Origin of the sequence: Variovorax sp. J31P207 (genome assembly GCF_030316965.1) — a bacterium.
Classification (GTDB): Bacteria; Pseudomonadota; Gammaproteobacteria; order Burkholderiales; family Burkholderiaceae_C; genus Variovorax; species Variovorax ginsengisoli_B.
On the sequence record NZ_JASZYN010000018.1, the window covers coordinates 91,382 to 117,065 of the forward strand.

The window sequence follows — 25,684 nt, forward strand, 5'->3', positions numbered from 1 at the left end:
CGCCAGCAGGTTCCTAGAGCAGCGGCGTGTAGGGCGAGCTCACCGGCTTCAGCGTGGCGCCGGCCGGGGCGCCGTAACGTCCGGTGTTGCCGAGCATGTAGCGCAGGTAGGCGCTGACCGTCACCTGGCGGTAGTTCTGCGCATTGTTGAAGGCCATGGCGCCGCCCAGGAAGAGCTGCGGCGCCACCTGGTATTCGACGATGCCGGCCAGGTTGTAGGCCACGCCCGTGTGGCTGTTCGACAGGTAGTAGCCGGTGAACGGGGCCTTGTTGAGCCCTAGTCCGGTGGCGGTCGCGACGGCGCTCGCGGCGGCGGCCTGGCGCGCCGGGTCGGTCGGGAACCAGGGCGATGCGTCCTCCGTGAACGACTGGATGCCCAGCGAGGCATTGAGCCGCCACGAGAGCCGGTCGTCGCGGCCGGTCCAGTCGACCGGGAAGGCCACGCTCACATAGGACTGCGGGCTGAAGTAGCCGCCCTGGCCGAAGGTGAAGAAGCTCAGGTTCTTGTCGTAGCTCAGCAGGTCGAGGTTCATGCCGGCGGTCAAGGTCGAGCCGGGCTTGTTCAGCAGGTGCACGTACATGCCGCCACCCAGTTCGTAGCGGGAGTTGTCGGCCACGTTGCGGCCGGTGATCGAATGGGCTGAGCCGTAGCCGTAGAGGCCGTAGGTGCCGTCGTCGCGGGTCAGGTCGAGCCGTGCGCCGGTCGCCACCACGCCGCCCCAGCGGTCGCCGGTGCGGGTGTCCTCGGTGCCGGCGAACGACAGCAGGCTGTCGGTGACGGCGCGGCGCGACAGGTCGCCCTTCATGGACACGGTGTCGGAAAGGGCGCCGCTGTAGGTGAGGTTGCCGACCGCGCTGGTCTCCTGGAAGCCGAGCGGCGTGGTGCCGATGCTGGCGTTCAGGTTCTTGCCCTCGTAGCCGACCGCGAGGCCGACGCCGCTGGCGTGCTGGCCATCCACCGCCGGGACCCTGCCCGCGAGCAGGTCGATCGCCGCCTGCGGCCCGCCGCCGAAACGGCTCGAGGTGCCGTAGTCCTGCGCCAGCGCGCCGTTGTCGAGCACCGTCGGCGTGGCGCTGAGCACCACCTTGCCGTTGCCGGCCGGGAAGCGGGCCTCGATCGGCACCTGCAGGTCCTGCAGCCGGCTCAGGCCCGATTCGCCGTCGCGGCTGCGGTAGACGCTGCCGATGTCCAGCGTCGTGCTGCGTTCGGACTGGAGGTCCTGCAGTTCGCTCAGTAACGGGTTGGCCGGCGCCGCACCGGCGCGCGGCGGGGCGTTCCAGCTGCCTTCGGTCGCCAGGCTGCTGCCGGGCACCGGGGGTGGCAGTGGATAGACCGGCTGGCCGGCGGGCTGGGGCAGCGGATAGGCCTGGGCCTGGGCGTATTGGGGAGCGGCCAGTGCCAGTGGCGGCTGCGGCGGAGCGCCGGCTGGCGCGGCCTGCTGGCTGGCCGCGGCATTGCGGCGGCGGAATTCGGCGCTGTTGCGCGGGGCGGTGGACTTGGGCGCGGCCGTGGCGGCGGTCGCCGGCGCGGCTGCGGTGCTGCCGCCGGCGCCCCAAGGCAGGTTGGCGGCCGCCTGGCTCGCTGCCGCATAGGCGGGCGGCGCGGCCGCAGGCAACGGCGGCAGCGCCGCGATCGGGGCCGCACCGCCGCGCATGCCGGCAAAGGGCGAGGCTGGGGCGGCCGCCGGATAGCCGGGCGCGGGCAGTCCGACCGGCTGCAGGGTGGCGGCGAACGGGTTGCCGCCGCTGGCGGCACCGCCGGTCATGCCGGCGAAGGGATTGGCCGGGGCCGCCGGCACGCCACCCTGGCCGGCCGCCAGGCCGACGCCGCCGGCCGCGCGGTTTTCGGCGGCGACGGCGGCGCGCAGGTATTGCTCGGCCCGCGCGTTGTCGCCCGCATTGCGATAGACGCGGCCGGCGGCCGCCAGCACGCGCGACTGGTCGGGCGCCTGCTTCAGGGCCGCCTGCACGTAGCTCTCGGCCTCGCCATGGGCGCGGAGCGCGCTGGCGCTGGCGGCGGCGGCGAGCAGGGTGTCGAGGTCGGTCGGGCTGCGCTGGAGGATGCGCTGGTAGATCGCCAGGGCCTGCTTCTCGTCGCGCGCCGCCGCATAGAGGCGGGCCAGTGCGGCCAGTACCTGCGGGTCTTCGGGCCGCGCGGCCAGCACCGGCGCCATCGCGTTGTAGGCCGCTTCGAGGTTTCCGGCCTCGCGCAAGGCGTCGGCCTGGCGCAGGCTGAAGGCGATCGTCAGGCGCTCGTAGTCGGCCCGCTGGGCCGTGGTCATGCTGGCTGACTGCAGCTGCCGCAGCACCGCGGAGAGCTCGACATCCTGCTGGGTCTTGAGCAGCACCGAGGCGTAGAGCAGGCGGTCGCCGACGCTCGGGTTCGGGCTGCGCGCCAGCAATTGCCGGCTCATCGCCAGGGCGCGTGGCGCGTCGCCGATGTCGGCGTAGGCGATGGCCAACTGGCCCCAGAGCTCGGGCGGCATGTCGGCGCCGAGCGCCGCTTCGGTCTGCGCCAGCACGCCGCGGGCCGCGGCCACCTGGCCCTGCCGCGCCAGCGCCTGCGCCTGCTGCGCCTGGCCGGCCGCCCACAGGCGGCGCTGCAGCTGGGTCATCTCGCGGGTGCGCGAAGCGGCCGGGATGCGGTCGAGGTACTGCAGGCCGGCCGCCGGGTCGCCGGCATCGGAGGCGAGCAGGGCGCTCGCATAGAGCGCGTCGGGCATGTCGGGCTGCGACATGAGCAGGCCGTCCATGACGCCGCGGGCCTGAGCCATCAGCCCCTGGCGACGGTAGATGTTGGCCAGGTCGAGCCGGACCCAGGGGCTGTCGGGGGCGGCCAGCATGGCGTCCTCGAGCGTGCGCTGGGCGCCGGCGTTGTCGCCGGCTTCGATCTGGGCGCGGGCCTTGGCGCGCGCGGCCTCCACCTTGACGTCCTGCAGGCTGCCGATCTGCCGCGCCTGCTCGGGGCTGAGCTTCTGCGACAGGGCCATGGCCTCGTCGCTGCGGCCCTGGCGGGTGTAGGCCGTGATCAGGCCGCGCAGCGCCTGGGTGTCGTTGGGCTTGCTGTCGAGCGCGCGCCGATAGCCTTGCTCGGCACCGGCGTAGTCGCCGGCCGCCAGCCGCAGGTCGGCCAGCGCGACCTGTCCGACGCTCTCTCGCGGATCGATCTTCACGGCGCGTTCGAGCAGGCCCTGGGCCGTGCGCGTGTCGCCCTTGGCCCGCGCGGCATTGGCTTGGCCGACGAGGTTCCAGTAGGTGGCGCTTTGCAGCGCCGACGCCCACTTGCCGCCGCCGGCGCTTTTCGCGGCCTGCTCGAGCAGCTGCTGGGCTTCGGCGAAGCGCTCCTGGCGCAGCCGGATCAGGCCCAGGCCACCGAGCGCCTCGGCGTCGCCGGGCTCGACCTTCAGGGCCTGCTGGAAGCGCTGCTCGGCGGTTGCGGTGTCGCCGCGATCCAGCGCCTTGAAGCCTTCGCCGAGCGGCTGGGCGGCTGGCGACGCCGGAGCCGCGGCGCTGCGGGCGGCGCTCAGGCTGTCCAGCCGCGCCTGCACGGCGGGGTCGGGATGGGCGGCCAGGAATTCGGTGTAGAGCGGCGCGTCGGCCTGCCGGGCGTCCAGCCAGATCAGCGCCTGGCGCCAGCTGGCCGTGGCCGCCACGCCCACCCCGGGCTGCGTCGAGAGCGCCATCAGGCTGCGGATGCCTTCGCGCCGGGTCGGTTCGCGGTAGGTCTGCAGCTGGGCCAGCGCCAGCTTGTAGCCGAGGTTGTCGGGCTTGTCCTTGACCAGCTGGTCGAGTCCCTTGCGGCCTTCTTCCCAACCCTGTTGCGTGCCGCCGAGCAGCTGGTAGTACTCGACCGCCAGCGGCTCGGGCGGCGGCCGGTTGGCGAAGATCGCGCGGTAGATCTGGATCGCTTCGGCGGTGCGGCCGGCCTTGGAGGCGGCGCGCGCGCGCTGCAGGTCGGTCTGCGGCGTGCCGGACTGCGCGCCCTGAGGCGCACCGCGCGGGTCGTCGGGATGGGCGGCGTGCAGCCGCGTGATCCAGCCGCGCGCCGGCTCGGGCTTGCCGCGCGCGAGTTCCACCTGCGACATGCCGTACATCGCATCGGCCGATTGCGGATCGATGCTCAAGAGCTTGCGCCAGCTCTCCTCGGCCAGCTCGGTCCGGCCCATGCTCTGCCAGTAGTTGCCCTGTTCGATCAGGGCCGTCTTGGCGTCGCCCTGGGCCTGCACCGGCGTGCCCGCGTAAAGCGCACCCACCAGGCCCAGGCAGGCCATCAGGCGGCTCGCGGCGGTGGAGCCCTTCAGGCGAGTTGGGTGGCGGGGCATAGCAGTCTCCAATGGGTTTGCAGCTGGCCGGTGCGGCTGAATGCGAAGCGGCCATCGAGCCAGGCTTGTCCGAAGAGAAGCAACATGCGCTCGTAGTACGGAAGGGGCTTGGGCGCGGGCTGGGCCGGACTGCCGACCCGGGCGCGAACGCGCGCCAGTTCGGCGTCGAGCTGCGGCGTCAGCGCCTGCGCCTTGAGATAGGGCAGCAGCGCGCCCGAGAAGCCGACCGGACCGGTGCCGCGCATGACGCCGGTGTCGGTGTCGATGAATTCGGCCATCGGCTTGCCCTGTTCGAGCAGCCGGCGCGGCCCGTAGAGCGACTTCAGCAGTGGCTGGCGGGCCGGATCGGCGGCGTGCAGCATGCCGGCCCAGAGGTAGACGCGGATGGCATCGTAGCTGCCCACCGCGCCCTTCTCCGGATCGGCGACGAAGGCCTGCTCCTGGGTCGACCAGGCGCACCAGTCGGGCGCGAAGCCCTGCGGCGTCACGGCGGCAGTCATGCGCACCGTGTTGTCGGCGATCTCGCCCCACGGGCCCTTGCCGTCCAGCTGCTGGAAGCGGCGCAGCAGCTGCAGCGGCAGGTAGCTCGGGTTGAGCCGCCACGCCGGGCCCTTGGCCACCGACTTGGGCCATGGCAGCAGCATGCGGCCGAGCCCCGGCAAGGTCGCGACCTCGTCGCGCGCGGCCATCGCGAGCACTGCGCGGCCCAGGGTCTGGTAGCGCGGCTCGTTCCACAGGCGGCCGGCTTCCAGCAGCGAGTAGGCGATCCAGAGGTCGGAGTCGGAAGCCGGGTTGTCGTCGAGCACGCCCCAGCTGTCGTCCGGCTTGTGCCCCCACTGCCAGGCCGGCAGGCGCTGCGCGAGGCTGCCGGCCGCCAGGTTCTTCTCGGTCCATTCGAGGATGCGCGCAAAGGCGGCGCGGTCGTTGTGCACCAGCGCGAAGAACAGGCCGTAGGACTGGCCTTCGGAGGTCGAGTGCTGCTTCGGCGTGTCGAAATCGACGATGCGGCCATCGGCCTGCAGGTGGCGGGCGGCGAAGGAGGTCCAGTCGGTCGCCGGCAGGCAGGCGCCGAGAGCCTGCTGCGCCGCGGCCGGCAGGGCGTTGGCGAGCGGCATCAGGGCCAGGCCCGCCAGCCAGCGGCGGCGGCCGATGGTCGTGGCGGGGCAGGACGGGGCGGGCGAGGGAGGTCGGGTCATGGCCAGGGGGCTTTCGAGGCCGTGTCAGCGCAGCCGACGGCGGGCGCGCAGTTGAAGACTGAGATAGGCCGCCACGGCGCCGATGAAGGCCAGCGCCACCACCGCCGCCGCCAGCAGCAGCGGGCTGCGCGACAGGGTCCACTGCAGCCACATCACCGGCGGCAGCCGGCCGACGTAGTAGGTGCCCCCGGCCAGCAGGCTGCTGACCTGGTTGCCGCGCACGAAGGCGGTGCTGCCCTGGATGTCGCGCACCAGGCTCGGGCTCATCAGTGCATTCAGCAGCGCCGGCTGCGAGGCCGCGGTGGCGACCACCGCCACCACGCTGCGCTCCTTCTGCAACGGCGACTCGAAGCCGGCCAGCACGGCATCGGTGCCGTCCTCGGCCACGGTCATCCGGGTCGTGGCGGGAAGGTCCTCGCGCTGGCGGGTGCCGGTGATCAGGTCGAGCGTGTCGTCGATCCAGCTGCCCAGGTGGAACTGCTTGGCTTCCTGGGCCCGCTTGAGCGGCATCCGGTCGGCCCACTGCGTGAAGAGCGGCTGGCTCTGCAGGCTGCCGAGGACCAGCAGGTCCTTCTGGGCCCATTGCGAGACATTGGCCGCCCGCCCCAGCGTGAGCCTGAGCGCCGGATAGCCGGTGGCGTTGCCCAGGTGGCCGAGCAAGGCCAGGTAGGTCTCGATGTCGCTGGTCTCGGGCTGGTCGGGCAGTACGACGACGGTGTCCGCCAGGTCGGCCAGGCGAGAGAACGGAAAGCCGCTGTTGGCGTAGGCCGCGAGTTCGGGCATCGCGATGTAGTGCGGCAGCCGCGAGACGTCGATGGTCGAGGCTGGGTCGATGTTGCCGCGCACGTTGTCGAGCAGCGGCTTGCAGTCGCTTGCCTGCGGCTCGAAGTAGTAGTGCATGCGCAGCTGGCTGCGCGAGCCCACCAGCAGCGGCGACAGGCTGAGGCTCTTGCTCTGCGACACGGTGCCGTCGGGCAGCAGCGGCAGCAGGAACTGGTTCCACCAGTGTTCGCCGGCCGGATTGGCCGCCCGCAGCGGCAGCGAGGCGACGAAGCTCTCGTTCAGGCTCAGGTTGAGGGTCGACTGGTCGGCCCGCACGCGCGGCGTGTAGTTGAAGCGCAGGTCGAGCGGGAAGCCGCGGCTGCGCCAGGTGAACAGGTCGGGCGCCGGCTGCAGGTTGACCTTGACCACGTCGGGCGCATAGCCCGCGACCGAGAAGTCGGCCACCGGCGCGAGTTCGCCGAGCTTCACCGGCCGGTCGTCGGCGAGCCAGCGCGGCGAGTCGTAGGGCCGGCGTGCCGGCGGTTCCTGGAAGTTGCTGACCGTCGCCGTGCCGCCGGTGAAGACCCGGCTGTTGACCGCGAGCGCCGCGGCCGCGGTGCGCAGTTCGGCGGGATTGCGGCCCAGCACCAGCAGCAGCTTGTGCGTGGCGTCGCGCGGGTGGTCGACCACGCTGAGGGTCGGACCCTGGATCGGCGGCAGGCTGAGGCCGTCGATGGTGGTCTCGGGCGTCGCGAACACGACGGCATGGGCGGCCGGGAGTTCGCCGCTACTGACCGGGAACACCGCGCCGCGGTAGCCGGCGAGACCGCCGAACCAGGACGAGACGATGCCCGCGGCCTCGAGGGTCGGCGTGCCGGCGGCATTGCCGAACACGAAGGGGATGCTGGCGCGGCGGACGTCGCGGCGGTCGAAGAAGGGCTGCGGCAGGGTGCCGAGATCGGCCGCCACCTTGAGCGGCACGACATTGAGGCGCAGCGTGCTGGAGGCGTCAACCGTGGCCCACAGGCTGCTGTGTACCGGGTCCTCGCACTCGCGCGTGTAGTGGCCGACCAGTTCGATGTTGATGCGGTTGAAGTCGGTGATCAGCCGCCGGTCGATCGGGATCTCGGCGCTCTGGGGCTTGCCGGCTTCGCCGCGGACCACCGGCAGCGTGGTCACCAGCACGTCGTTGACGCTGACCTTGATGTGGGACAGCTCCGGGATCAAGGCCGGCGAATAGGCGTAGTTGAGCTTGAGCGCCGCGCTGGTGACCAGCTCGTCGGCCCGGACGCTGAACGGGATGCCGACCGTGCCGCTGATGCCGCGCAGGTTGATCGCGTAGTCGACGCCGAGCTGGGTCAGCGTCAGTTCGCGCGTCGTGCCCGCCGGCGGTGCCGGCTGCGCGATGGCGGGCAGGCCGGGCGCAGCAGGCGCGGTGGCCGCGGGCTTGCCCTGTGCCAGCGCCGAGCCGCCGGCCCAGGCCAACAAGGCCAGGGCGATCGCGCCCGCCTGTTTCCGATGAAGCGCCGATGTCACGTAGGTTCCTTTGCGTTGGCGGAGCGTGGCGCGGCCGGGGCCGGGCGCAATTTGCGGCCGGCGGCGCGCGCGTAGTGGCCGAACATGTCGCGGAAGCCGACCAGGCTGATGCGCGCGATGTGGCCGATCACGCGGTGGGCGGGCACCCGCGGGTGGTTGCCCCAGCGCGCGGCCCAGATGTCGGCGCGGGCGGTGGTGCACTGGACCAGCGCGCGCTCCTGCGCGAAGTCGAGCGCGGTGAACTGCAGGCCCAGGCGCTTGCCGCGGTTGAAGCGCACCGTCGCCGGAAAGCGGTATTCGGTCTCGCCGCGGTAGAGGGCCACCTCCAGCGGCGCATCCTGCGCGAGCGCGATTTCCGCCGGCAGCTCGAGGCCCAGTCCGCCGCTGGAGAAATCGAAAGTGTTGCAGCGCATCGAATGGCCGTCCGCGAAATGCAAGGTGGCCGGCACGTTGAGCGTCACGCGGTGGGCGCCGCGCACCTGGCGCGACTCGTTGGCCGCCGCCACGCAGGCGCCCAGGATCATCAGGTTGTAGGCGGTCCAGGCCAGGTTGAGCCAGACGGTGGCGATGTTGTCGGCGTCGACCCAGGTCAGGCGCCAGAGCCCGGCCGCGACGCCGAGGAAGTTGAGCGCCAGCAGGAACAGGCTGGCCTTGGCGATCTCGGTGTCGAAGTACTGCTCCTGGATCAGGCCGCCCTTGGCCGTCACGTTGAAGCTGCCGAGCTTGGGGTTGATCAGCGCCACCAGCGTCGGGCGGAAGATGTACCAGGCCAGCACCGCCTCGTAGACCTCGTTCCAGAACAGGTAGCGGAAGCGCCCCTGGATGCGGCTGTTGGTCAGGTTGGCGTGGAACAGGTGCGGCAGCGCATAGGCGAAGATCATCGGCGCCGAGGCATGGATCACGCTGGCGCCGAACAGCAGGTAGGCCAGCGGTGCCGTGAGGTAGATGATGCGCGGCAGCCCATACAGGAAGTGCAGCATCGCGTTGATGTAGCAAAGGCGCTGGGCCCAGCTCAGGCCGCGCCCGAAGAGCGGGTTGTCGACCCGGAAGATCTGCGTCATGCCGCGGGCCCACCGGATGCGCTGGCCGACATGGCCGGACAGGCTCTCGGTCGCCAGGCCGGCCGCCTGCGGCAGCGCCAGGTAGGCCGTGTTGTAGCCCCGGCGGTGGATCTTGAGCGCCGTGTGGGCGTCCTCGGTCACGGTCTCGACCGCGATGCCGCCGACCTCCTCGCAGATCGTGCGGCGCAGCACCGCGCAGGAGCCGCAGAAGAAGGTCGCGTTCCAGAGGTCGTTGCCGTCCTGGATCAGGCCGTAGAACAGCTCGCCCTCGTTCGGCACGGTGCCGAAGGTGTCGAGGTTCTTCTCGAACGGGTCGGCCGAGAAGAAATAGTGCGGCGTCTGCACCATGCCGAGCTTCGGATCGCGGCCGAACCAGCCCATGGCGATCTGCAGGAAGGAGCGCGTCGGCGTGTGGTCGCAGTCGAAGATGGCGATGAATTCGCCGCTGGTGTTCTTGAGCGCCGCGTTGATGTTGCCGGCCTTGGCATGGCGGTTGTTGTCGCGCGTGACGTGATGCACGCCGACGCCCTCGCAGAACACCCGGAACTCCTCGCGCCGGCCGTCGTCGAGCACGTAGATGTTGATCTTCTCGCGTGGCCAGTCGATCGACTGGGCCGCCAGCACGGTCGGCCGCACCACCGACAGCGGCTCGTTGTAGGTCGGGATGAAAACGTCGACCGTCGGCCAGTCGCGCGGGTCGTCCGGCAGCGGATGCGGCTTGCGCTCCAGCGGCCAGGCGGTCTGGATATAGCCCAGCAACAGCACCACGAAGGCATAGATCTCGGCCATCAGGAGCCCGCTGCCCAGCACCAGGTCGAGCAGGTTGTCCATGTACATGGTCTCGGTGATGCGCCAGTACATGTAGCGCGACGAGACGATGACCGACAGGAAGATCATCACGAGCGTCGGGATCCGGCCCGGGAAGCGGTTCAGCACCAGCGCGGCGATGAAGATCGCGACCGACAGCGTGAGCTGCTGGTGCAAGGTCAGCGGCGTGATGACGATCATCGGCAGCACGACCAGCGTGATGGCCCAGGCGACGATGCGGGGCAGCCGATGGCTCGGGGGAGGCGGCGCGGCGGGGGTGGTCATGGTCGGCGGATCTCTGCGGGGGGCGCCAGCGGCGCGAGACGTCGGAGGACCTGGCGCGCGCACTGGACGAAGTCGTCCGCGGCCTGGCTGAAGGGTGCATAGCGGCGCACGTCGGTGGCGCTGGCCAGCGCCTCGCACACGGCCTGGTCCTGGTGGACCACGCCGAGCAGCCGGTCGCCGAGTTCGTGGCGAAGCGCCTGCAGCACGTCGCGATTGAGGCGCTTGCCGGCGTCGACCTGGTTGACGAGGCAGATGCTGGCGATGAAGTCGGGGCGGCCGCGGCAGTATTTGTCGACCATGCGGTCGACCAGCGGCAGCGTGGCGAAGGAACCGGCGTCGGGCAGCACCGTCACCACGCCGAGTTGGGCGACGCGCAGCGCCTGCTGCAGGTAGACCGACGGCCCCGGCGGCGTATCGAGAAGCACCAGCGTTTCGGGCGGAAGCTGGAAGCGCGCCAGCGTCTCGGCGAGCCAGCCCGGATGGTCGGCCAGCTGGCGTTCGAGGTCGATCTGGTGCTCGTCGTCGATCGCGCCGAAAGGCAGCAGCACCACGCCGCCACGGCCCGGCTGCATCGCCTGGGCCCAGTTCGCGCGCCCGGCCAGCACGCCGGCCAGGCCGCACTCGCAGGCCGCGCGATCGAGGGCCAGGTGGAAGCGCAGTGCATTCTGGGGATCGAGGTCGATGGCGAGGACGGATTGGCCCGCGTCCGCCAGTGAGGTGCTGAGGTTGGCCGCCACCGTCGTCTTGCCGACGCCGCCCTTGGCACCGATGACCGCGACCACGGGCATCGTCAGGAGGGCTTGCGCCATCGGGACATGAGCCCGTGGCCGCCTTCGGGGGCAGGTTGGGGCTGGCCGGCCAGCCGGGCGAAAAGGAGGTCGAGCTCGCGCGGCATGCCGGTCGGCGACGCTGCCGCCGCGCCGAGTGAAGCGGCCGGTGGCATCGGCACCGGTGCGGGTGCGGGTGCCGCAGGCTCCAGGACGACGGCAGGGGGTACGGGCGCCGCGATGGCCGCTGCCGGCGCCGCCGGCGCACCCGCCGACCCCGGGATCAACGTCCACGCGCCCTGGGGCTGGCCGACCTCGGGTGCCGGCTCGAATTCCTTGTAGCCCTTGGCGTCGCCGCCGAACTTGCGGAACAGGCCCGCCACATCCTCGGCTTCGTGATCGTCGTTGCTCATCGTTGGACCCTGCCCAGCCGCATCATGACCTGCGGTGATCCGTCCGCCGGCGCGGCTTCGGCCTGCACCCGCAGCTCCGGGGGTGTGCCCTGGGCCGCGAACCAGGTCTGGTAGGCGCCCTCGAAGAAGCCGCTCGCCCAGTCTTCGGTATCGGGCCCGAAGGCCATCGCCAGCGGGCTGCAGGCGTGCACGATGCGCAGGTGGTCGGCCTGTTCTTGCAGTGTGGCGAAGCCCCAGTCGATCGCCTCCCAGCGGGCGTTGAAACCATCGCGCAGCTGCTCGACGGTGTCGCAGCGCTCGACCGGCAGCGCCAGCGCGATGCGCTCGCCGATCCGGCGGAACAGCTGGCGGATGTCTTCAGGCGGCAGGCCGGCGCTCAGCTCGGCGGCGAACGCCCGGTTGAATTCCATCCATTGGGCGGAGCATGTACGGCGTTCGTAGTAGCTGAGGAGGGTGTCTTGATCTGTCATGGGCAGCGGTTTCGATTGTCACGGCGCTGCAGCGGATTGACAACAAAGCGGCGCCCGGCTGTCGTGTGGATGCGATTCAGGGTTCAGTGGCCGACGACCCGGTTGCGTCCACCGCACTTGGCTTCGTACAGGCGGGCGTCGGCGGCTGCGATGAGCAGGTCCGGCGAAGCGTCGGGCGGCGCGACCATGGTGGCGGTGCCGATGCTGACAGTGACCGAGGTCGGCTCCGGCGCGTTGTGCGGGAGGGGCGTGTTCTCGACCGCCCGCCGCAGCGTCTCGGCGATGGCGCCCGCCTGCGTGGCGGTCGCGCCCGGCAGCACCATGGCGAATTCCTCGCCACCGAAGCGCGCCGGCAGGCAGGCCGGGTCCGGCTGGGCATTGCGGATCGCCTCGGCCACGCACTTCAGTGCGTCGTCGCCCGCCAGGTGGCCGAAGCGGTCGTTGTAGTTCTTGAAATAGTCGACATCGATCATTAACAGCGACAGCGGCGACCCCTGGCTTTGCGAAGTGGCCCACGCGCGTGCCAGGTAGTCGTTGAACGAGCGCCGGTTGGGCAGTCCCGTGAGGCCGTCGGAGTTGGTCAGCCGCTGCAGTTCGAGGTTGCTGAGCAGCAGCTTCTGCTGGCTCAGGCGCAGGGCCCGGTAGGCGTTGTCGCGCTCGACCAGGGCCATGTAGGCGCGCGAGTGGTAGCGGATCCGGGCGATCAGTTCGATCGGCTCCGGCAACTTGACCACGTAGTCGTTGGCGCCGATGGCGAAGGCCGATCGCTTCATTTCCGGCTCGTCGTTGGAAGACAGCACGATGATCGGAATGTCGCGGGTCTCGGGCATCGAGCGGTAGGCCAGCACCAGGTCGAGCCCGTTGGCCTCGGGCATGACCAGGTCCTGGAGGATCACGGTGGGGCGCACCTCGCGCGCCCGGGCCACGGCCTCGGTGGCGTGGGTGCAGACCTGGACCTCGATCGCGGGGTCGACCGCGAGCATCTTGCGCACCATCATCGCGATCACGGGCTGGTCGTCGACCAGAAGCACGGTGACCGTATCCTGCGCGCCGTCGTCCGGATCTTCGGCTCGCGTATTCCCGGGCATACTCATTGGACGATGAACGCCAGGGCGAGCCGGGCGCCGGTGGGCTGGATGGTGATCGTCGGATGTGCCATGGAGACCTGGAACCGTTTCAGCAAGACGCGGGGTCGCCCGGAAGGCGATCCGCGTCCATTATCAGGGCACGCCCCGAAGTCCCGACAAAGGCCCCGTGGATGGCAGCAGACGAGATGACACACCCGGCCCCCGATGCCGACGCGCAGGATGCGCTGGCGCGCCTCGAAGCCTCGCAGCAGCGCCAGCTCGAACTGGTCCGGCGCGTGGTGGCGCTCACGGCCGAGCGCGACAAGCTCGCGGCCCGCGTGCGCGAGCAGGACCAGGAGCTCGACGCCTCGCACAAGGTGCTGGTGGCCGCCAAGCGCCACCTGATGGTGGCCGAGGCGGCCCGCGTGGCGCAGTGGGAGTGGGACATGGCGGGCGGCCGGGTGCTGCTCGGACGCCGCTGGGACCGGATGATCGGCGAAGAGGTCGAGGACCGCCGCTGGGTGCTGAGCGCCCTGGAGGCCCGGGTCCACCCGGACGACCTGCCGCTGGTCCGCCAGGCCCTGAAGGATGCGCTGAGCGGCAAGGCCGACCGCTACATCGCCGAGCACCGGGTCTCGACCGCCAACGGCTGGATCTGGATCGAGAGCGTCGGCATGGTCACCGAGCGCGATGCCGCGGGCGCACCCTTGCGCCTCACCGGCTTCAACACCGACATCACGGCGCGGCGCACGATGCATGCCGAGATCGAGCAGGCCCGGGCCCAGGCCGAGGCCAGCAACCGGGCCAAGAGCGAGTTTCTCGCCAACATGAGCCACGAGGTTCGCACGCCGCTCAATGCCGTGATGGGGCTGACCCGGCTGCTGCACCAGTCGCCGCTGAACGAGGAACAGCGCCAGCACCTCGAACTCATCGACAACTCCGCCACCTCGCTGCTGGCACTGCTCAACGACGTGCTCGACCTGTCGAAGATCGAGGCCGGCAAGCTGGTGTTCGAGCAGGTGCGCTTCGACGTCGGCCGCTGGGTGCGCGAGGCGGTGGCGCTGCACCGGCCGGCGGCGGCCAAGAAAGGCCTGAAGGTCGAGCTCGAGATCGCCGAGGACGTGCCGTGGAAGGTGGCGGGGGACCCGGGGCGGCTGCGCCAGGTGATCTCCAACCTGGTGTCCAACGCGGTCAAGTTCACCGACTTCGGCCGCATCTCGGTGACCGCGCGGCTGGCGCCCAACCAGAGCGAGCTGCGGCGCGACCAGCTGCGCCTGCTGTTCACGGTGCGCGACACCGGCATCGGGGTGGCCCAGGACAAGCAGGCGCACATCTTCGAAGCCTTCACGCAGGCCGATGCATCGATCACGCGGCGCTATGGCGGCACCGGGCTCGGGCTGGCCATCTGCGCGCGGCTGGTGTCGATGATGGGCGGGTCGCTGAACCTGCTGAGCCGGCCGGGCGAGGGCAGCACCTTTCGCTTCACGGCGGTGTTCGAGCAGGCGGCCGACGAGATGAGCGTGCTGACCGAACCGGCCCCGCTCGAGGCCATGAGCCTGCAGGGCCTGCACGTGCTGGTGGCCGAAGACCATGCGGTCAACGAACTGCTGATGCGCAAGCTGCTGACGCAGATGGGCTGCACCTTCCACGTGGCGCGCAACGGCGAGGAGGCGGTGCGCTGCTGGCGGGAGCGCCGCTTCGACCTGGTGCTGATGGATGTCCAGATGCCGGTGCTGAGCGGCCTCGACGCCGTGGCGCAGATCCGCGCCGTGGAAGCCGCCGAGCCGCGGCGCGGGCACACGCCTGTCGTGGCGCTGACCGCGCATGCGATGGCCGGCGACCGCGAACGCTGCCTGGCCGCCGGCATGGACTCCTATGTATCGAAACCGGTGTCGCCGGCGCTGCTGGCCCAGGCGATCCAGGAGGCCCGCGCGGCGCGCCGCGAACCGGGGGACGAGTGGGACCCCGGGCAGTTGGGCATCGAAGACCTCTTCAAGCCCGAGGCCGAGATGGCGCCGGCGGTCGACATGCGGCAACTGGTGCGCACGTTGGGCGGCGACCTGGTGGTGGTGCGCGAGATCGCGGTCGCGATGCGCAGCGACATGGCGGTGCGGCGCGAGGCGATCGCCGCGGCGCTCAGGGACGGCAACGCCACTGCCGGCCAGGAGCAGGTGCACGCGCTCAAGGGGGCGCTGGCCAGCATCGGCGCGCACCAGGCGGCGCGGCAGGCCAAGAACGTCGAGAGCGCGTGGCGCCAGGGCGACTGGGACACCGTGCGCGCCGCGGCCGAACTGCTGGAGCGGGAGGTGGAGCGGGTCGACGCGGCGCTGGAGGAAGTGGTCGACGGTTGAGCGGTTGCGCGCGACGGCTATTTCTTGAAGGCCGAGGCCGGCAGCCGGAGGTCGGTGAGCTTCCAGTCTGCGAAGCCGCTGCGTTCGAAGACCAGGCCGAGGCGCTCGCTGTTGGGCTCGTCGTCGGGGCGGGCGGGATCGACGGCGTAGGCCGTGACCCGGCTGGCGCCCTGGCGCTCGATGATCCAGCGGGCCTTCTTCGGCTCCGGCGCGGCGTTGTCCACCGGGGCGTTGCCGGGGGGCGGCGGCGCCGGCTCGGATGCGCTGCGGCCGAGCCGGCCGTTCTGCATGGCGGCCATCACCGTTTCCGGCCGCACCAGCGTGTCCACCAGCGGATTGACCAGGCTCGCGCCGATGACGTTGCCGAGCGCGCTCAGCGGGTTGCCGCCGTCCTTCGGTGCCCCGAGTTTCTGCGCCAGCAGGGCCGTCAACTGTGCCTTGAGGCTTTCGCGCAGCCGGGGATAGTCGATGTGGTCATTGAGGGCTTCGGCGTCGCCGCGCTGTGCAGCCGCCTGGAGCTGGCGCACGGCCAGAAAGGGCGAGAAGTACCAGTAGCCGGCGCCGGCCAGCAGGAGCAGCAGGGCGAGGGCGGCCGCAGCCAGGCGTTGAGATTTTTTCATCCCCCGATTCTGCCCATCGGGACGCGCTCGCCGCGCTTCAGTACTTGAGGGTCACGCCGGCCTTCACGCCCTTTTGTTCCTTGCCGTCGGAGAACACGCCAGCGGAATAGGACAGGTCGCCTGCCGTGCTGCCGCCGAGCGAATAGGTCGGCCGGGTCCCGGTGGTGTCGACGCCGATGTACTTGCTGCTGCCGTCCGGGCGCTGGGCGCCGACCGTGGCGCCCTTCGATTCCATCGACGTCTCGGTCGAGGACACGTTGGGCTCGACGTAGACGGTGCCGTTGTCGTCGCTCTTCAAGGGCAGCTTCGGGGTCTGGGCGAGGGCGGCGGCACAGCACGCGGCCAAGCCCAGCACTGCAACGATGGGTGTGCGCATGCGTTTGATCCTGAGGCCGATGGGGCGGCGGCGGCGTAGGCCCGAGTCGCCGGATCGGCTGCGCGTTGTCCGACAGGCAGTCGGCGCTTCTGAGGTTCAGCGGCGCATGGCATCGCGGATGGCGGCGACCGGGCCGATTCCGAGCGAGCCGAGCAGTGTCAGGACCCAGAAGGTGACCGCGGCCGGTCCGACGACGACGACCGCTGCGGCGGGCAAATGCTGATCGGCCCAGCCGACCGCGAGGACGACAATCGTGAAGACGATCGTCACGAAGACGCGATAGCTCGATACGCCTGGACGCCAGCGTCCGGTTCCGGCGGAAAGTCGAGCCATGCTCGGACGCATGAGTCGGGCAGATCGCAAGCGCGGGGCCGCCAATGGCTGTGGCGAGAGTTCGATGAACGGAGAAGGCATGACGGAATTGTGCGGTGCGGAACCTGACTGTTGGCCTCCCAACGGCCAGGGGCTGACCAAAATCCGCAGCCTCTTCCGTTTTTGAGAAGGCACGCATGTCCGTCACCCGACTGCTCACCGACTATGGCTACCTGGCTGTCTTTGCAGGCTGTCTTCTCGAGGGCGAGACGATCCTTCTGCTGGCCGGATTCGCCGCCCACCAGGGTCACTTGTCGTTGCCGCTGGTCCTCGCGATCGCCTTCATCGGTGGGGCTCTGGGCGACCAGATCTTCTATTGGGCGGGGCGCGCATGGGGCACGGCGCTGCTGGGCCGGATACCCGGTTTCCATGAGCGGGCGCGGCGGGTCATCGCATTGCTGAAGCGCCACGACGCATTGCTGATCGTCGGCATCCGCTTCATGTACGGCCTGCGCATCGTCGGGCCGATCGCCATGGGCGCCGTCGGCCTGTCGTCTCGGCGCTTCAGCGTTTTCAACCTGGTCGGCGCAGCCATCTGGGCGCCGCTGGTGGGTGGCCTGGGCTACCTGTTCGGCCATGCCGTCGAGGCGCTGCTGGGCGACATCGCGCGCTTCGAGGAAGTGGCCCTGGCCCTGATCGTCGCTGGCGCGGCCCTGTTCGCGCTCATCCACGCCTGGCTGCGGGCGAGATCGAAATCGAAATCGAAGGATCCGGATCGATGAGGCGCAGCGGGTCAGTGCGTGTCGTGCTCGGTCCTGCGCCATTCCCAAGGCGGCACCGGGTCGGCGTCCCGCCAGAGCCCGATCTTCTTCGCCCGGGCTTCGGCTTCGGCGAATTCATGCTGGCCGCGGGCCTGGGGCGTCTGTTCGTGGGCATAGGCGCGGTACCACCAGGCCATTCCGAGCGTGAGCATCGCCAGCCCGGCGTCCAGTGTCTTCGGACCCTGCGGCACCGATGCCGGCGCGACCCGCACGCTGCATACCGCGCGGCCATAGCGGTCGGTCTTCGGGCAGTCGAGTTCGACCTCCTTCGCGAAGACCAGTCGCGACAGCGCTTGCTTCGCGCGGGTGCCGAAGGCCTGGCGCTGCTCGGGCGCGTCGATGGCATCGAGGCGGACCTTCAGCCGTTCGTAGCCACCTGTCCCCGGACAGCGCGCCGTCAACGTGTCGCCATCGGTGACGCCGACCACCAGGCAGGTGCGCGGCGCGGCGTGGAGGGCGAAGGGCAGGGCGAGGATGAGGGTGAAGAGAAGGCGGCGCATCGAGAGGTCGGGTTGCCGATCAAGGCACCCCAAAGGAAAATGCCCCGCTACCTTTTGAGTAGCGGGGCATCCAGTGGCCTTGCGGCACGTTTTGGCTCCTCGACCTGGGCTCGAACCAGGGACCTACGGATTAACAGTCCGGCGCTCTACCAACTGAGCTATCGAGGAACAAGCCTCAAATTATATATCGAGTGAACGGGCCGAATCCCCAGGCACACATGCGACGCGCTACAAAATTGAGGTCGCCGAAGCAAAAAAAAACGCGCCGACATGGGCGCGTTTTGCAGAGGCACTCGAAGCTCGTTGTGGAGGCCGAATGCAGAGCCGAGGCTCTTCTTGAGATTGCCCCCATGAACTCGGTTCATAGTGGCTTTAGTTGGCTCCTCGACCTGGGCTCGAACCAGGGACCTACGGATTAACAGTCCGGCGCTCTACCGACTGAGCTATCGAGGAACAAGCCTTAGATTATAGCGTGGTTTTTGGCCCTCTTCGGGAAGAAGCCCGACATCCTGCGCCGCCGCGCAGCGATGCCTCAGGCGGCGCGGTTGCAGATTGCCAACAGCCGCCGTGCCGCCTCCTCGGGCTGCGGGTCGGCCACCAGCGCGCGCACCACGGCCACCGAGCCGACGCCCGTGGCCAGCACTTCGGGCATGCGCTCTTCATCGACGCCGCCGATGCCGACCTGCGGGTAGCCTCGCATGAGCCGCGCATACGCAGCCAGCCGCGCCACGCCCTGGGGCGCGGTCGCCATCCGCTTGAGCGTGGTCGGGTAGACCGCGCCCATCGCGATGTAGCTCGGGCTAGCGAGGTCGGCGCGAAGCATTTCCGCGTAGCCGTGGGTGCTGACGCCGAGACGAATGCCGGAATCGCGGATCGCCCGCAATTCTGCGGGAGCCAGCGCGTCGAGGTCTTCCTGGCCCAGATGCAGGCCGTAGGCCCGCGCGGCGATGGCGTTCTTCCAGTGATCGTTGATGAAGAGCAGGGCGCCCGTGACGCGCACCGCCTCGACAGCCGCCTGCACCTCGCGCTCGATGGCGCCGGCATCGTCCGACTTGAAGCGCAGCTGCACCGTCGGCACGCCCGCGCGCGCCATGCGGCCGACCCATTGGGCATCGGGCAGCACCGCATACAGGCCCAGCTTCTCGGGGCAGGGCGGAAACGCGTCGTCGCGGCGCGTCGGCGGAAAGGAGCGCAGGCCGAAATCGGCCGGCGTGTCGGGCCAGGCCTCGGCGTCGAAGCGGCCGTTGCGCTCGCTCTGTGCCCGCCATGCGCGCGCCAGGCATTCGGCGTCGATGTCGATGAAGCCCAGGGTGCCGCAGGCCTGCTTCGCGCCGCGGTAGATCGGGTCGTCGGAGGTGAACGAATCCGCGGCGTTGCTCGTCGCGCCAAAGCGCGCGGCGTGGGCCGCCAGGATGGCCCGTGCGATGGAAGTGGCGTCGTTCATGGTGTTCATTGGGAAGCGGCGTGATGCCAGAACGGCGTCCCCAGCACCGGCGTGCTGGGCTGGGCCGAATCCTGCGCCGCCATCGCGCCGGCATGGTGCGCGCTGCGCCCGGCCTGTACCGCGTCGGCGAAGGCGCCGGCCATCGCGACCGGGTCCTGCGCCAGCGCCACCGCGGTGTTCAGCAGAACGCCGTCGTAGCCCCATTCCATCACCTGGCAGGCATGCGAGGGCAAGCCCAGCCCGGCGTCGACCAGCAGCGGCACCGACAGCCGCTCGCGCAGCACCTGCAAGGCGTAGGGGTTGACCGGCCCGCGCCCGGTGCCGATCGGCGCCGCCCAGGGCATCACGGCCTGGCAGCCGACATCGACCAGCCGCTGGCACAGCACCAGGTCCTCGGTGCAGTAGGGCAGCACCTGGAAGCCGTCGCGGATCAGCTGCGCGGCGGCGTCGACCAGGTTCAGCGTGTCGGGCTGCAGCGTGTAGTCGTCGCCTATCAGTTCGAGCTTGATCCAGGGCGTGTCGAACAGCTCGCGCGCCATCTGCGCCGTGGCGATCGCCTCCTGCACGCTGTGGCAGCCGGCCGTGTTGGGCAGCACCGGCACGCCGAGGCGGCGCAGCAGGTCCCAGAAGCCGTTGTCGCTGCCGGCGCCGTTCGGCGTCGCGGTCTGGCGGCGCAGCGAGGCAGTGAGCATGGCGGGCCGCGCGCGCCGGACGGCCGCCTCGAGCACGTCGGGCGAGGGGTAGCGCGCGGTGCCGAGCAGCAGCCGGCTGTCGAAGCTCTGGCCGTAGAGCACGAGCGGATCGTTGGCGGGAATGGGTGTCATGGGGTGTCCTCAGCCGCCCGTCACGGGGCGGATCACTTCGATGCGGTCGTCGGCCTGCAGCAGGTGCGCGCCATAGTTCGAGCGTGGCACGAACTGGCGGTTGACGGCGACGGCGAACGGCGGCTTGGCTTCGATGAGCGCAAGCGCGTCCGACAGCGTCGTGCCGGCCGGCAGCTGGTGGGGTTGGTCGTTGATGAGCAGGTTCATGGATGGGTTGCGAGGCCGAAGCGGCCGGCCAGCGCCGACTGGCCGGTGGCCAGCAGTTCGAGCGCGACGTCGAGAATCGCCGGCGCGATCATGAAGCCGTGGCGATAGAGGCCGTTGACCTGCATCACGTGCGGGCGCAGCTCGCGCACGGCCGGCAGATTGTCGGGCAGGGTCGGGCGGCACTGGGTCGCGATCTCGACGATGCGCGCTTCCGCGAAGCCGCTGTGCACCGCGTAGGCCGCGCTCAGCAGTTCGAGCGTGGAGCGCACGCTGGCCGGCGACATGTCGTCCGACTCGATTTCGGTGGCACCGATGACGAACAGGTGATCGGGCTTGGGTGCGATGTAGATCGGGTAGCGCGGGTGCACCAGCCGCGTCGGCCGCCGCAGCGTGACTTCGGGCGCATGGACCCGGATCACTTCGCCGCGCACGCCGCGCAGCGCGCTCCACTGCGGCTTGGCGCCGAGACCGCGGCAGTCGATCACGCGTTCGGGCTGGCCGGCGGCGCCGGGACTGAAGTCGTCGGGCGTGCGCGGCGCCTGCCAGTGCAGCCGGACCTTCGGCTGCGCCTGCAGCGTGGCCAGCAGCGCGTCGAGCAAGGCGCGGTTGTCGAGCTGGCCTTCGTCGGGCAGCAGCAGCGCCTGTGCGAAGCGCCGCCCCAGCGCGGGTTCGATGGCCTCGATGCCGGCGGCGTCGAGCGTGCGCATCGCGGGCAGCTCCGGCACCCGTTCGCCGGTGCGCTCCAGCACGCGGCGCAGCCGCGCGGCCTCGGCGGCGTCCTGGCGGTGCCACAGCACCAGCGTGCCTTCGCGCTGGAAGAACACCGGGGCCGCGAGCGCTGCGATCAGCGTCGGCCAGCGGTCGAGCGCGTGGTGCCCCATGCGCACGACCGAGGGCGGCGCCACGGCCGACTCGGCCAGCGGCGCGAGCATCGCGGCAGCGACCCGTGCGGCGGCGCCCTCGGCCTGGGGGCCACCGGCTTCGTACAGGTCGATCTCGCAGCCGGCCCGGGCCAGTGCCAGTGCCAGCAGGCGGCCCATGAGCCCGGCGCCGAGCACGGCCGCGGAGCGGAAAGGGAATTCTTGCGACGGGTTCATTGCGGATTCAGCGTGGGCCACGGCGTGCGTGGCCGATAATTTTCAACATGACCTCTGCATTTTCCCGCTACGCACGCGTGCTCTCGATCGCCGGCTCCGACAGCGGCGGCGGCGCCGGCATCCAGGCCGACCTGAAGACCTTTTCGGCCCTCGGCTGCTACGGGATGACCGCGATCACCGCGCTGACGGCGCAGAACACGCTCGGCGTGTCGGGCATCCACGGCGTGCCGCCGGCCTTCCTGAAGGCGCAGATCCAGGCGGTGGTCGAGGACATCGGCGTCGACGCGGTCAAGCTCGGCATGCTGCATGCGCCCGAGATTGTCGAAGTGGTGGCCTGGGCCATCGACCACTACAAGCTGCCCAACGTGGTGCTCGATCCGGTCATGGTCGCCACCAGCGGCGACCGTCTGATCGCCGCCGAGACGGTGGCTGTGCTGGTGCGCGAACTGTTCCCGCGCGCGACCGTCGTCACGCCCAACCTCGACGAAGCGGCGCTGCTGATCGGCCATGCGATCGACGGCGTCGATGCGCTCGACGACGCGGCCACCGAACTGCTCGCCCTGGGTGCCAGGGCGGTGCTGCTCAAGGGCGGCCACCTGCCGGGCGACGACGTGGTCGACCTGCTGGCCGAGGCCGACGGCGAGCGGCTGCGCCTGTCTTCCACCCGCATCGCGAGCCGCAATCTGCATGGCACGGGCTGCACGCTGTCGTCGGCGATCGCCGCCCACCTGGCGCTCGGCCACGGGCTGCCCGAGGCGGTGGAACGCGCCCGCGGCTATGTCGTGGCCGCCATGGCGGCGGGCGCGCACATGCAGGTCGGCGCCGGTCACGGTCCCCTCAACCACGGCTTTGCGCCAGTGCCGAGCGTCCGCCTGCCTGTGCCGGGCGCGTGACCAGGGCCAGCACGAAGGTCAGGGCCAGGGTCGGCAACGCCGAGCCCCACTGCGGCGCCCAGGCGGCGCAGGCGTGGTAGACCCCGATGCCGCCGATCCAGATGGCGGCGGCGGCCAGGTCGACCTGGCGGCTCGCCAGCGGCACCGGCGCGTTGCCGGTGCCGAGCCGGCCGAGGATGACGCCGTAGAGCGGCACGAACACCGAACTCAGCAGCAGCAGGAAGGGTTCGAGCGTGTGCATCGGCAGCACCAGCGCGAAGCCGATGCAGACCGCGGCCAGCAGCAGGCCCCAGCGCCGTACGCTCCAGCGCGGCTGCAGGCTGTGGGCCGACACCGAGCCCGAGTAGACATCGCCGTAGGCATTGTCGAGCTCGTCGATCAGGATCAGGCCGAGTGCGACCAGGCCGCCCTGGGCCAGCAGCAGGGCGGCGACCAGGTCGGTGCCGGGCTCGGCGACGCTCACGACCATCACGCCGAGCGCGTAGCACCAGATGTTGGCCAGCACATAGCCGATCCAGGTGCCGCTGAAGGCGCCGCCCAGGCCGCCCGTGCTGCGCTTGCCGTGGCGTGCGTAGTCGGCCACCAGCGGCAGCCACGAGACCGGCATGGCGATCACCAGGTCGAGCGCGCCGAACATGCCCATCGAGCCGTCGCCGGGGCGGGTCCAGAAGGTCTCCAGTCCCTTGGCGTGGAGCCGGGCTGCGAACTGCCAGGTCAGCCAGGCCAGCGAGAGCACCACCAGCGGCAGGCCGAAGCGGCTCACGAAGCGGCGCACCAGCTTGACCATCGAGCCGGCCAGCAAGGCCAGCAGCACGGCGCCCCACAGCAGCGTCGTCAGGACGGTGCCCAGCGGGCCGCCGAGCGACCAGCCGAATGCCTGCGCGCCGATGGCCTGGGTGCCTTCGCGCATGATCACGAGCTCGAAGGTGGTCCAGCCGATGAGCTGCACGATGTTGAGCAGCACCGGCAGCCGCGCGAAGGCGCTGCCGTAGGTGGCGTTCATGAGGCCGGCGCTGGCCAGGCCGCTTTCGCAGCCGACACGGGCCGTCCAGGCCAGCAGGCCGGCGCCTATGCAGGAGCCCAGCACGATCGCCAGCATCGCGTCGCGGGTGCCGACCGCGGGCACCAGGTAGGCGCCGATCTGCATCACCAGCAGGCCGACGCCCAGGCTGAACCAGAGCGCCATGTGGTCGCGCCACTGGAAGACGCGGTGCGATTCGCCCAGCGGCGTCAGCGCCTCGTTGGCCGCGGCCGAGGCCTGTTCATGGGTTGTGCTTGCCATCCAATTGCTCCATGCAAGTGTGTGGCAGGTGGGCGAGGCCGGCGACCCGACCGCCGCGCGAGAAAACGTGGCGGCCGCCGGACCAGCTTCCCTGCGCGAGGATTACCTCAGTCAGGTTCAAAGGGACTCTCTCAGCCAGCCTGCAACTGCGTGTTGCGGGCCGGCACCCCTAGCGTTGCTTCCGTCAGGCGAAGCAGGTCGATTGTAGAGCCGGCCGGGGCCGGCGGGTCCGCTCAGGCGGCGGGAGTGCCCGTGGGCTTTGCCGAGCGCGCATCGTCGCGGGCGATCAGCGGCAGGACGATGCGGCGCACGCCGACAGCCAGCAGCCAGAACAGCCCCGTGATCACGATCGCCAGTGCGAGCCCGGCGGCGATGTCGAAGGGGAAATGGGCGCCGACGTAGATGCGGGCCCAGCCGGTGACCAGCGCGATCGCGAACACCGCGAGGCCGAGCGTTCGCAAGGCCGGGCGCAGACAGAGCACCAGTGCCAGTGTGAACATCACGCTCGCATGCGCGCTCGGCAGCGAACCCCTGGCCCCGTGGGCGATGTAGTTCGGGCTCAGGCCGGCGACGAAGGGCCTGGGGAGGTTGAGAGCCTGGGCCAGCGCATGCGCGGCCAGCGCGGCGGCGCCGGCGGCGGCCAGGGTCGCCATCAGGTAGCCGCGTTGTGCGGGCTGCCGCCAGGCGGCCACGGCCAGCAGCACCAGGCAGAGCCAGGACGTTCCCTCGGCCAACAGCGTCGCCAGCCAGAGGAACTGCGCGTCGGGCGCATGGCCAGCGCCGAGCCATTGGAAAAGAGAGATGTTGACGTCCTGCATGTCAGGCGATCCTAAGGCCAGCGGGTGTCCCCACCATGAACGCGGTGTTCACCTCCGGTTCAGGCATCGATCGGTTCTCAGTGGGCGACCCCGAGCAGCGTGTGCAGCCGCGTGCTGGTGGTGGTGTACTGCAGCGGAATCGACTTGTCGGGAAACACGATCGCCGCCGCGCCCCAGGCCGCCAGCGTGGCCTCGTGGAAGCCGCAGACGATCAGCTTCTTCTTGCCGGGGTAGCTGTTGATGTCGCCGACGGCGAAGATCCCGCGCTCCTGGGTCTGGTACTTCTCGGTGTCGACCGGCAGCTGCTTGCGCTCGAGCGCCAGTCCCCAGTCGGCGATCGGCCCGAGCCGCGGCGAGATGCCCAGGCAGCCGATCAGGGCGTCGAAGGGCAGCGCGACGGTCTGCGCGTCGGGCGTGGCGACCTGCAGATGGGCCGGGTCGAAACCGACCGGCTGCCCGACCTGGAGCCGAAGGGCGCCGGCGGCGATGCGCTCGCGCAGTGCCGCGACCGTGGCCTCCTCGGCCTGGAAGACGTCCCGGCGATGCAGCAGCGTGACCGCCCTGGCCAGCGGCAGCAGTGCCAGCGCGGTCTCCAGCGCGGCATCGTCGCCGCCGTGGACGATCACCGACTGGCCCGCAAAGCGTTCGAGGGCGTCGGGGTGGTAGAAAAGCCGCGTGCCTTCGAGGCTGGCGATGCCTTCGACCGCGATGCGCCGCGGGACGAAGGCGCCGACGCCGGCGGCAATGAAGACCGTCTTGCAAAGGAAGGCGTTGCCGCGCGAGGTCCCGAGCAGCAGGCGGCCGTCGTCCTGGCGGACCAGCGTCGCGACCTGCTCGTCGAAGTGGATGCGCGGCTTGAACGGCGCGATCTGCTGCAGCAGGGATTCGGCCAGGCCGCGGCCGGTCGTGACCGGCGTGCCGGGGATGTCGTAGATCGGCTTGTCGCCGTACAGCGCCACGCACTGGCCGCCCGCGCGCGGCAGGGCGTCGACGATGTGGCAGGAAATCTCGAGCAGGCCGAGCTGGAAGGCCTGGAACAGCCCGACCGGGCCCGCGCCGATGATCAGCGCATCGGTTTCGATGGGCGCAGCTGGCGTACTCAGCGCACCAACTCCCCGATCTTGTCGGTCTTGTCTTTCCACTCGTCGGCATCGGGCAGCGCCGGCTTGCGCTTGGTGATGCTCTTCCAGCCGTCGGCCAGCGCCAGTTCGGCGTTGAGCTTGATGAAGGCCAGCTGGTTGGCCGGCAGGTCTTCTTCGGCGTAGATCGCGTTCACCGGGCACTCGGGGATGCAGACCGCGCAGTCGATGCACTCGTCGGGATCGATGACCAGCATGTTCGGCCCTTCACGGAAGCAGTCGACCGGACAGACGTCGACGCAATCGGTGTATTTGCAGCGGATGCAGGATTCGGAGACGACGTGGGTCATTTTCTTGGCAAGCGGAAGGGAATGA

The 25,684-nt window shown here is 70.5% G+C and carries 23 protein-coding genes, 2 tRNA genes and 1 riboswitch; of the genes, 3 read left to right on the forward strand and 22 right to left on the reverse strand.

Translation table 11 applies throughout. The features are described 5' to 3' along the window. Positions 1–13: 13 nt before the first annotated feature. The 8 genes from QTI68_RS35810 to QTI68_RS35845 form a co-directional block, all read right to left on the reverse strand. Entirely contained in the window at positions 14–4,321 is a 4,308-nt protein-coding gene (locus QTI68_RS35810) for a cellulose biosynthesis protein BcsC (RefSeq protein WP_286528850.1), read from the reverse strand. Further along, positions 4,297–5,517: a cellulose synthase complex periplasmic endoglucanase BcsZ gene (gene bcsZ / locus QTI68_RS35815; protein WP_286528852.1), complete on the reverse strand. Its 1,221-nt coding sequence runs from the start codon at positions 5,515–5,517 to the stop codon at positions 4,297–4,299. The genes QTI68_RS35810 and bcsZ overlap by 25 nt, the downstream gene beginning before the upstream one ends. Before the next feature lie 24 nt (positions 5,518–5,541). Next, entirely contained in the window at positions 5,542–7,815 is a 2,274-nt protein-coding gene (gene bcsB, locus QTI68_RS35820; protein ID WP_286528854.1) for a cellulose biosynthesis cyclic di-GMP-binding regulatory protein BcsB, read from the reverse strand. Further along, on the reverse strand, positions 7,812–9,968 hold the full coding sequence (bcsA, locus tag QTI68_RS35825; protein ID WP_286528855.1) for a UDP-forming cellulose synthase catalytic subunit: 2,157 nt from the start codon (positions 9,966–9,968) through the stop codon (positions 7,812–7,814). The genes bcsB and bcsA overlap by 4 nt, the downstream gene beginning before the upstream one ends. Next, a complete protein-coding gene (bcsQ, locus tag QTI68_RS35830; protein WP_286528858.1) occupies positions 9,965–10,777 on the reverse strand; it encodes a cellulose biosynthesis protein BcsQ in 813 nt (270 codons plus the stop codon). Before bcsQ ends, bcsA begins: the two co-directional genes overlap by 4 nt. After that, positions 10,759–11,148: a hypothetical protein gene (locus QTI68_RS35835; RefSeq protein ID WP_286528860.1), complete on the reverse strand. Its 390-nt coding sequence runs from the start codon at positions 11,146–11,148 to the stop codon at positions 10,759–10,761. The genes bcsQ and QTI68_RS35835 overlap by 19 nt, the downstream gene beginning before the upstream one ends. Next, complete coding sequence (gene bcsD / locus QTI68_RS35840; RefSeq protein WP_286528862.1) at positions 11,145–11,618, reverse strand: cellulose biosynthesis protein BcsD; 474 nt, start codon at positions 11,616–11,618, stop codon at positions 11,145–11,147. The genes QTI68_RS35835 and bcsD overlap by 4 nt, the downstream gene beginning before the upstream one ends. A gap of 83 nt (positions 11,619–11,701) precedes the next feature. Beyond that, the gene (locus QTI68_RS35845) at positions 11,702–12,649 is read right to left on the reverse strand and encodes a diguanylate cyclase domain-containing protein (protein ID WP_353506468.1); all 948 of its coding nucleotides are present in this window, start codon (positions 12,647–12,649) and stop codon (positions 11,702–11,704) included. A 242-nt stretch (positions 12,650–12,891) separates the two neighbouring features. Between QTI68_RS35845 and QTI68_RS35850 the strand changes: the two genes are divergently transcribed. Beyond that, positions 12,892–15,036: an ATP-binding protein gene (locus QTI68_RS35850; protein WP_286528867.1), complete on the forward strand. Its 2,145-nt coding sequence runs from the start codon at positions 12,892–12,894 to the stop codon at positions 15,034–15,036. 17 nt (positions 15,037–15,053) lie between these two features. Here the strand turns inward: QTI68_RS35850 and QTI68_RS35855 are convergent, their stop codons facing one another. The 3 genes from QTI68_RS35855 to QTI68_RS35865 all read right to left on the reverse strand — a co-directional run bounded on the left by QTI68_RS35855 (position 15,054) and on the right by QTI68_RS35865 (position 16,365). Further along, a complete protein-coding gene (locus tag QTI68_RS35855; protein ID WP_286528869.1) occupies positions 15,054–15,656 on the reverse strand; it encodes a DUF2939 domain-containing protein in 603 nt (200 codons plus the stop codon). 37 nt (positions 15,657–15,693) lie between these two features. Next, complete coding sequence (locus tag QTI68_RS35860) at positions 15,694–16,032, reverse strand: hypothetical protein (protein WP_286528871.1); 339 nt, start codon at positions 16,030–16,032, stop codon at positions 15,694–15,696. 96 nt (positions 16,033–16,128) lie between these two features. After that, complete coding sequence (locus QTI68_RS35865) at positions 16,129–16,365, reverse strand: hypothetical protein (protein WP_286528873.1); 237 nt, start codon at positions 16,363–16,365, stop codon at positions 16,129–16,131. 176 nt (positions 16,366–16,541) lie between these two features. On the opposite strand from QTI68_RS35865, the gene QTI68_RS35870 reads away from it, so the two are divergent. Continuing rightward, positions 16,542–17,126 (forward strand): DedA family protein, encoded by a 585-nt coding sequence (locus QTI68_RS35870; RefSeq protein ID WP_286528875.1) that lies wholly within the window; start codon positions 16,542–16,544, stop codon positions 17,124–17,126. Positions 17,127–17,137: 11 nt separating this feature from the next. On the opposite strand, the gene QTI68_RS35875 is transcribed toward QTI68_RS35870, so the two are convergent. The 7 genes from QTI68_RS35875 to QTI68_RS35905 all read right to left on the reverse strand — a co-directional run bounded on the left by QTI68_RS35875 (position 17,138) and on the right by QTI68_RS35905 (position 21,237). Continuing rightward, the gene (locus QTI68_RS35875; protein WP_286528878.1) at positions 17,138–17,665 is read right to left on the reverse strand and encodes a thermonuclease family protein; all 528 of its coding nucleotides are present in this window, start codon (positions 17,663–17,665) and stop codon (positions 17,138–17,140) included. 92 nt (positions 17,666–17,757) lie between these two features. Further along, positions 17,758–17,833 (reverse strand) — tRNA-Asn (locus QTI68_RS35880). Positions 17,834–18,042: 209 nt separating this feature from the next. After that, positions 18,043–18,118, reverse strand: a tRNA-Asn gene (locus QTI68_RS35885). Between the two features lie 79 nt (positions 18,119–18,197). Next, positions 18,198–19,118, reverse strand: a complete 921-nt coding sequence (locus QTI68_RS35890; protein ID WP_286528881.1) for a thiamine phosphate synthase — start codon at positions 19,116–19,118, stop codon at positions 18,198–18,200. Then, entirely contained in the window at positions 19,115–19,933 is an 819-nt protein-coding gene (locus QTI68_RS35895; protein ID WP_286528882.1) for a thiazole synthase, read from the reverse strand. Before QTI68_RS35895 ends, QTI68_RS35890 begins: the two co-directional genes overlap by 4 nt. 9 nt (positions 19,934–19,942) lie before the next feature. Beyond that, positions 19,943–20,140 carry a sulfur carrier protein ThiS gene (gene thiS, locus QTI68_RS35900; RefSeq protein ID WP_286528884.1) on the reverse strand — a complete coding sequence of 66 codons (198 nt, stop codon included), beginning with the start codon at positions 20,138–20,140 and terminating at the stop codon, positions 19,943–19,945. Next, complete coding sequence (locus QTI68_RS35905) at positions 20,137–21,237, reverse strand: FAD-dependent oxidoreductase (RefSeq protein WP_286528886.1); 1,101 nt, start codon at positions 21,235–21,237, stop codon at positions 20,137–20,139. Before QTI68_RS35905 ends, thiS begins: the two co-directional genes overlap by 4 nt. A 47-nt stretch (positions 21,238–21,284) precedes the next feature. Here QTI68_RS35905 and thiD point away from each other — a divergent pair, with 47 nt between their 5' ends. Continuing rightward, complete coding sequence (gene thiD / locus QTI68_RS35910) at positions 21,285–22,130, forward strand: bifunctional hydroxymethylpyrimidine kinase/phosphomethylpyrimidine kinase (RefSeq protein ID WP_286528888.1); 846 nt, start codon at positions 21,285–21,287, stop codon at positions 22,128–22,130. Here thiD and QTI68_RS35915 read toward each other — a convergent pair. From QTI68_RS35915 to fdxA, 4 genes are all read right to left on the reverse strand, one after another. Then, positions 22,075–23,412, reverse strand: coding sequence for a purine-cytosine permease family protein (locus tag QTI68_RS35915; protein ID WP_286528890.1), 1,338 nt, complete (start codon positions 23,410–23,412; stop codon positions 22,075–22,077). The genes thiD and QTI68_RS35915 overlap by 56 nt on opposite strands. A 71-nt stretch (positions 23,413–23,483) precedes the next feature. Next, positions 23,484–23,593: riboswitch (TPP riboswitch) on the reverse strand. 52 nt (positions 23,594–23,645) lie between these two features. Further along, entirely contained in the window at positions 23,646–24,230 is a 585-nt protein-coding gene (locus QTI68_RS35920) for a phosphatase PAP2 family protein (RefSeq protein WP_286528892.1), read from the reverse strand. A 77-nt stretch (positions 24,231–24,307) separates the two neighbouring features. Beyond that, positions 24,308–25,372 carry an NAD(P)/FAD-dependent oxidoreductase gene (locus tag QTI68_RS35925; protein WP_286528894.1) on the reverse strand — a complete coding sequence of 355 codons (1,065 nt, stop codon included), beginning with the start codon at positions 25,370–25,372 and terminating at the stop codon, positions 24,308–24,310. Beyond that, positions 25,330–25,659 (reverse strand): ferredoxin FdxA, encoded by a 330-nt coding sequence (gene fdxA, locus QTI68_RS35930; protein WP_162574924.1) that lies wholly within the window; start codon positions 25,657–25,659, stop codon positions 25,330–25,332. The genes QTI68_RS35925 and fdxA overlap by 43 nt, the downstream gene beginning before the upstream one ends. Between the last annotated feature and the right edge of the window lie 25 nt (positions 25,660–25,684).

What these genes read in the sequence shown, in the direction of transcription:
- QTI68_RS35810 (WP_286528850.1), bottom strand. Translation starts at nt 4,321, where the DNA reads ATGCCCCGCCACCCAACTCGCCTGAAGGGCTCCACCGCCGCGAGCCGC.
- bcsZ (WP_286528852.1), bottom strand. Translation starts at nt 5,517, where the DNA reads ATGACCCGACCTCCCTCGCCCGCCCCGTCCTGCCCCGCCACGACCATC.
- bcsA (WP_286528855.1), bottom strand. Translation starts at nt 9,968, where the DNA reads ATGACCACCCCCGCCGCGCCGCCTCCCCCGAGCCATCGGCTGCCCCGC.
- bcsQ (WP_286528858.1), bottom strand. Translation starts at nt 10,777, where the DNA reads ATGGCGCAAGCCCTCCTGACGATGCCCGTGGTCGCGGTCATCGGTGCC.
- QTI68_RS35835 (WP_286528860.1), bottom strand. Translation starts at nt 11,148, where the DNA reads ATGAGCAACGACGATCACGAAGCCGAGGATGTGGCGGGCCTGTTCCGC.
- bcsD (WP_286528862.1), bottom strand. Translation starts at nt 11,618, where the DNA reads ATGACAGATCAAGACACCCTCCTCAGCTACTACGAACGCCGTACATGC.
- QTI68_RS35850 (WP_286528867.1), top strand. Translation starts at nt 12,892, where the DNA reads ATGACACACCCGGCCCCCGATGCCGACGCGCAGGATGCGCTGGCGCGC.
- QTI68_RS35855 (WP_286528869.1), bottom strand. Translation starts at nt 15,656, where the DNA reads ATGAAAAAATCTCAACGCCTGGCTGCGGCCGCCCTCGCCCTGCTGCTC.
- QTI68_RS35860 (WP_286528871.1), bottom strand. Translation starts at nt 16,032, where the DNA reads ATGCGCACACCCATCGTTGCAGTGCTGGGCTTGGCCGCGTGCTGTGCC.
- QTI68_RS35865 (WP_286528873.1), bottom strand. Translation starts at nt 16,365, where the DNA reads ATGGCTCGACTTTCCGCCGGAACCGGACGCTGGCGTCCAGGCGTATCG.
- QTI68_RS35870 (WP_286528875.1), top strand. Translation starts at nt 16,542, where the DNA reads ATGTCCGTCACCCGACTGCTCACCGACTATGGCTACCTGGCTGTCTTT.
- QTI68_RS35875 (WP_286528878.1), bottom strand. Translation starts at nt 17,665, where the DNA reads ATGCGCCGCCTTCTCTTCACCCTCATCCTCGCCCTGCCCTTCGCCCTC.
- QTI68_RS35890 (WP_286528881.1), bottom strand. Translation starts at nt 19,118, where the DNA reads ATGAACACCATGAACGACGCCACTTCCATCGCACGGGCCATCCTGGCG.
- QTI68_RS35895 (WP_286528882.1), bottom strand. Translation starts at nt 19,933, where the DNA reads ATGACACCCATTCCCGCCAACGATCCGCTCGTGCTCTACGGCCAGAGC.
- thiS (WP_286528884.1), bottom strand. Translation starts at nt 20,140, where the DNA reads ATGAACCTGCTCATCAACGACCAACCCCACCAGCTGCCGGCCGGCACG.
- QTI68_RS35905 (WP_286528886.1), bottom strand. Translation starts at nt 21,237, where the DNA reads ATGAACCCGTCGCAAGAATTCCCTTTCCGCTCCGCGGCCGTGCTCGGC.
- thiD (WP_286528888.1), top strand. Translation starts at nt 21,285, where the DNA reads ATGACCTCTGCATTTTCCCGCTACGCACGCGTGCTCTCGATCGCCGGC.
- QTI68_RS35915 (WP_286528890.1), bottom strand. Translation starts at nt 23,412, where the DNA reads ATGGCAAGCACAACCCATGAACAGGCCTCGGCCGCGGCCAACGAGGCG.
- QTI68_RS35920 (WP_286528892.1), bottom strand. Translation starts at nt 24,230, where the DNA reads ATGCAGGACGTCAACATCTCTCTTTTCCAATGGCTCGGCGCTGGCCAT.
- fdxA (WP_162574924.1), bottom strand. Translation starts at nt 25,659, where the DNA reads ATGACCCACGTCGTCTCCGAATCCTGCATCCGCTGCAAATACACCGAT.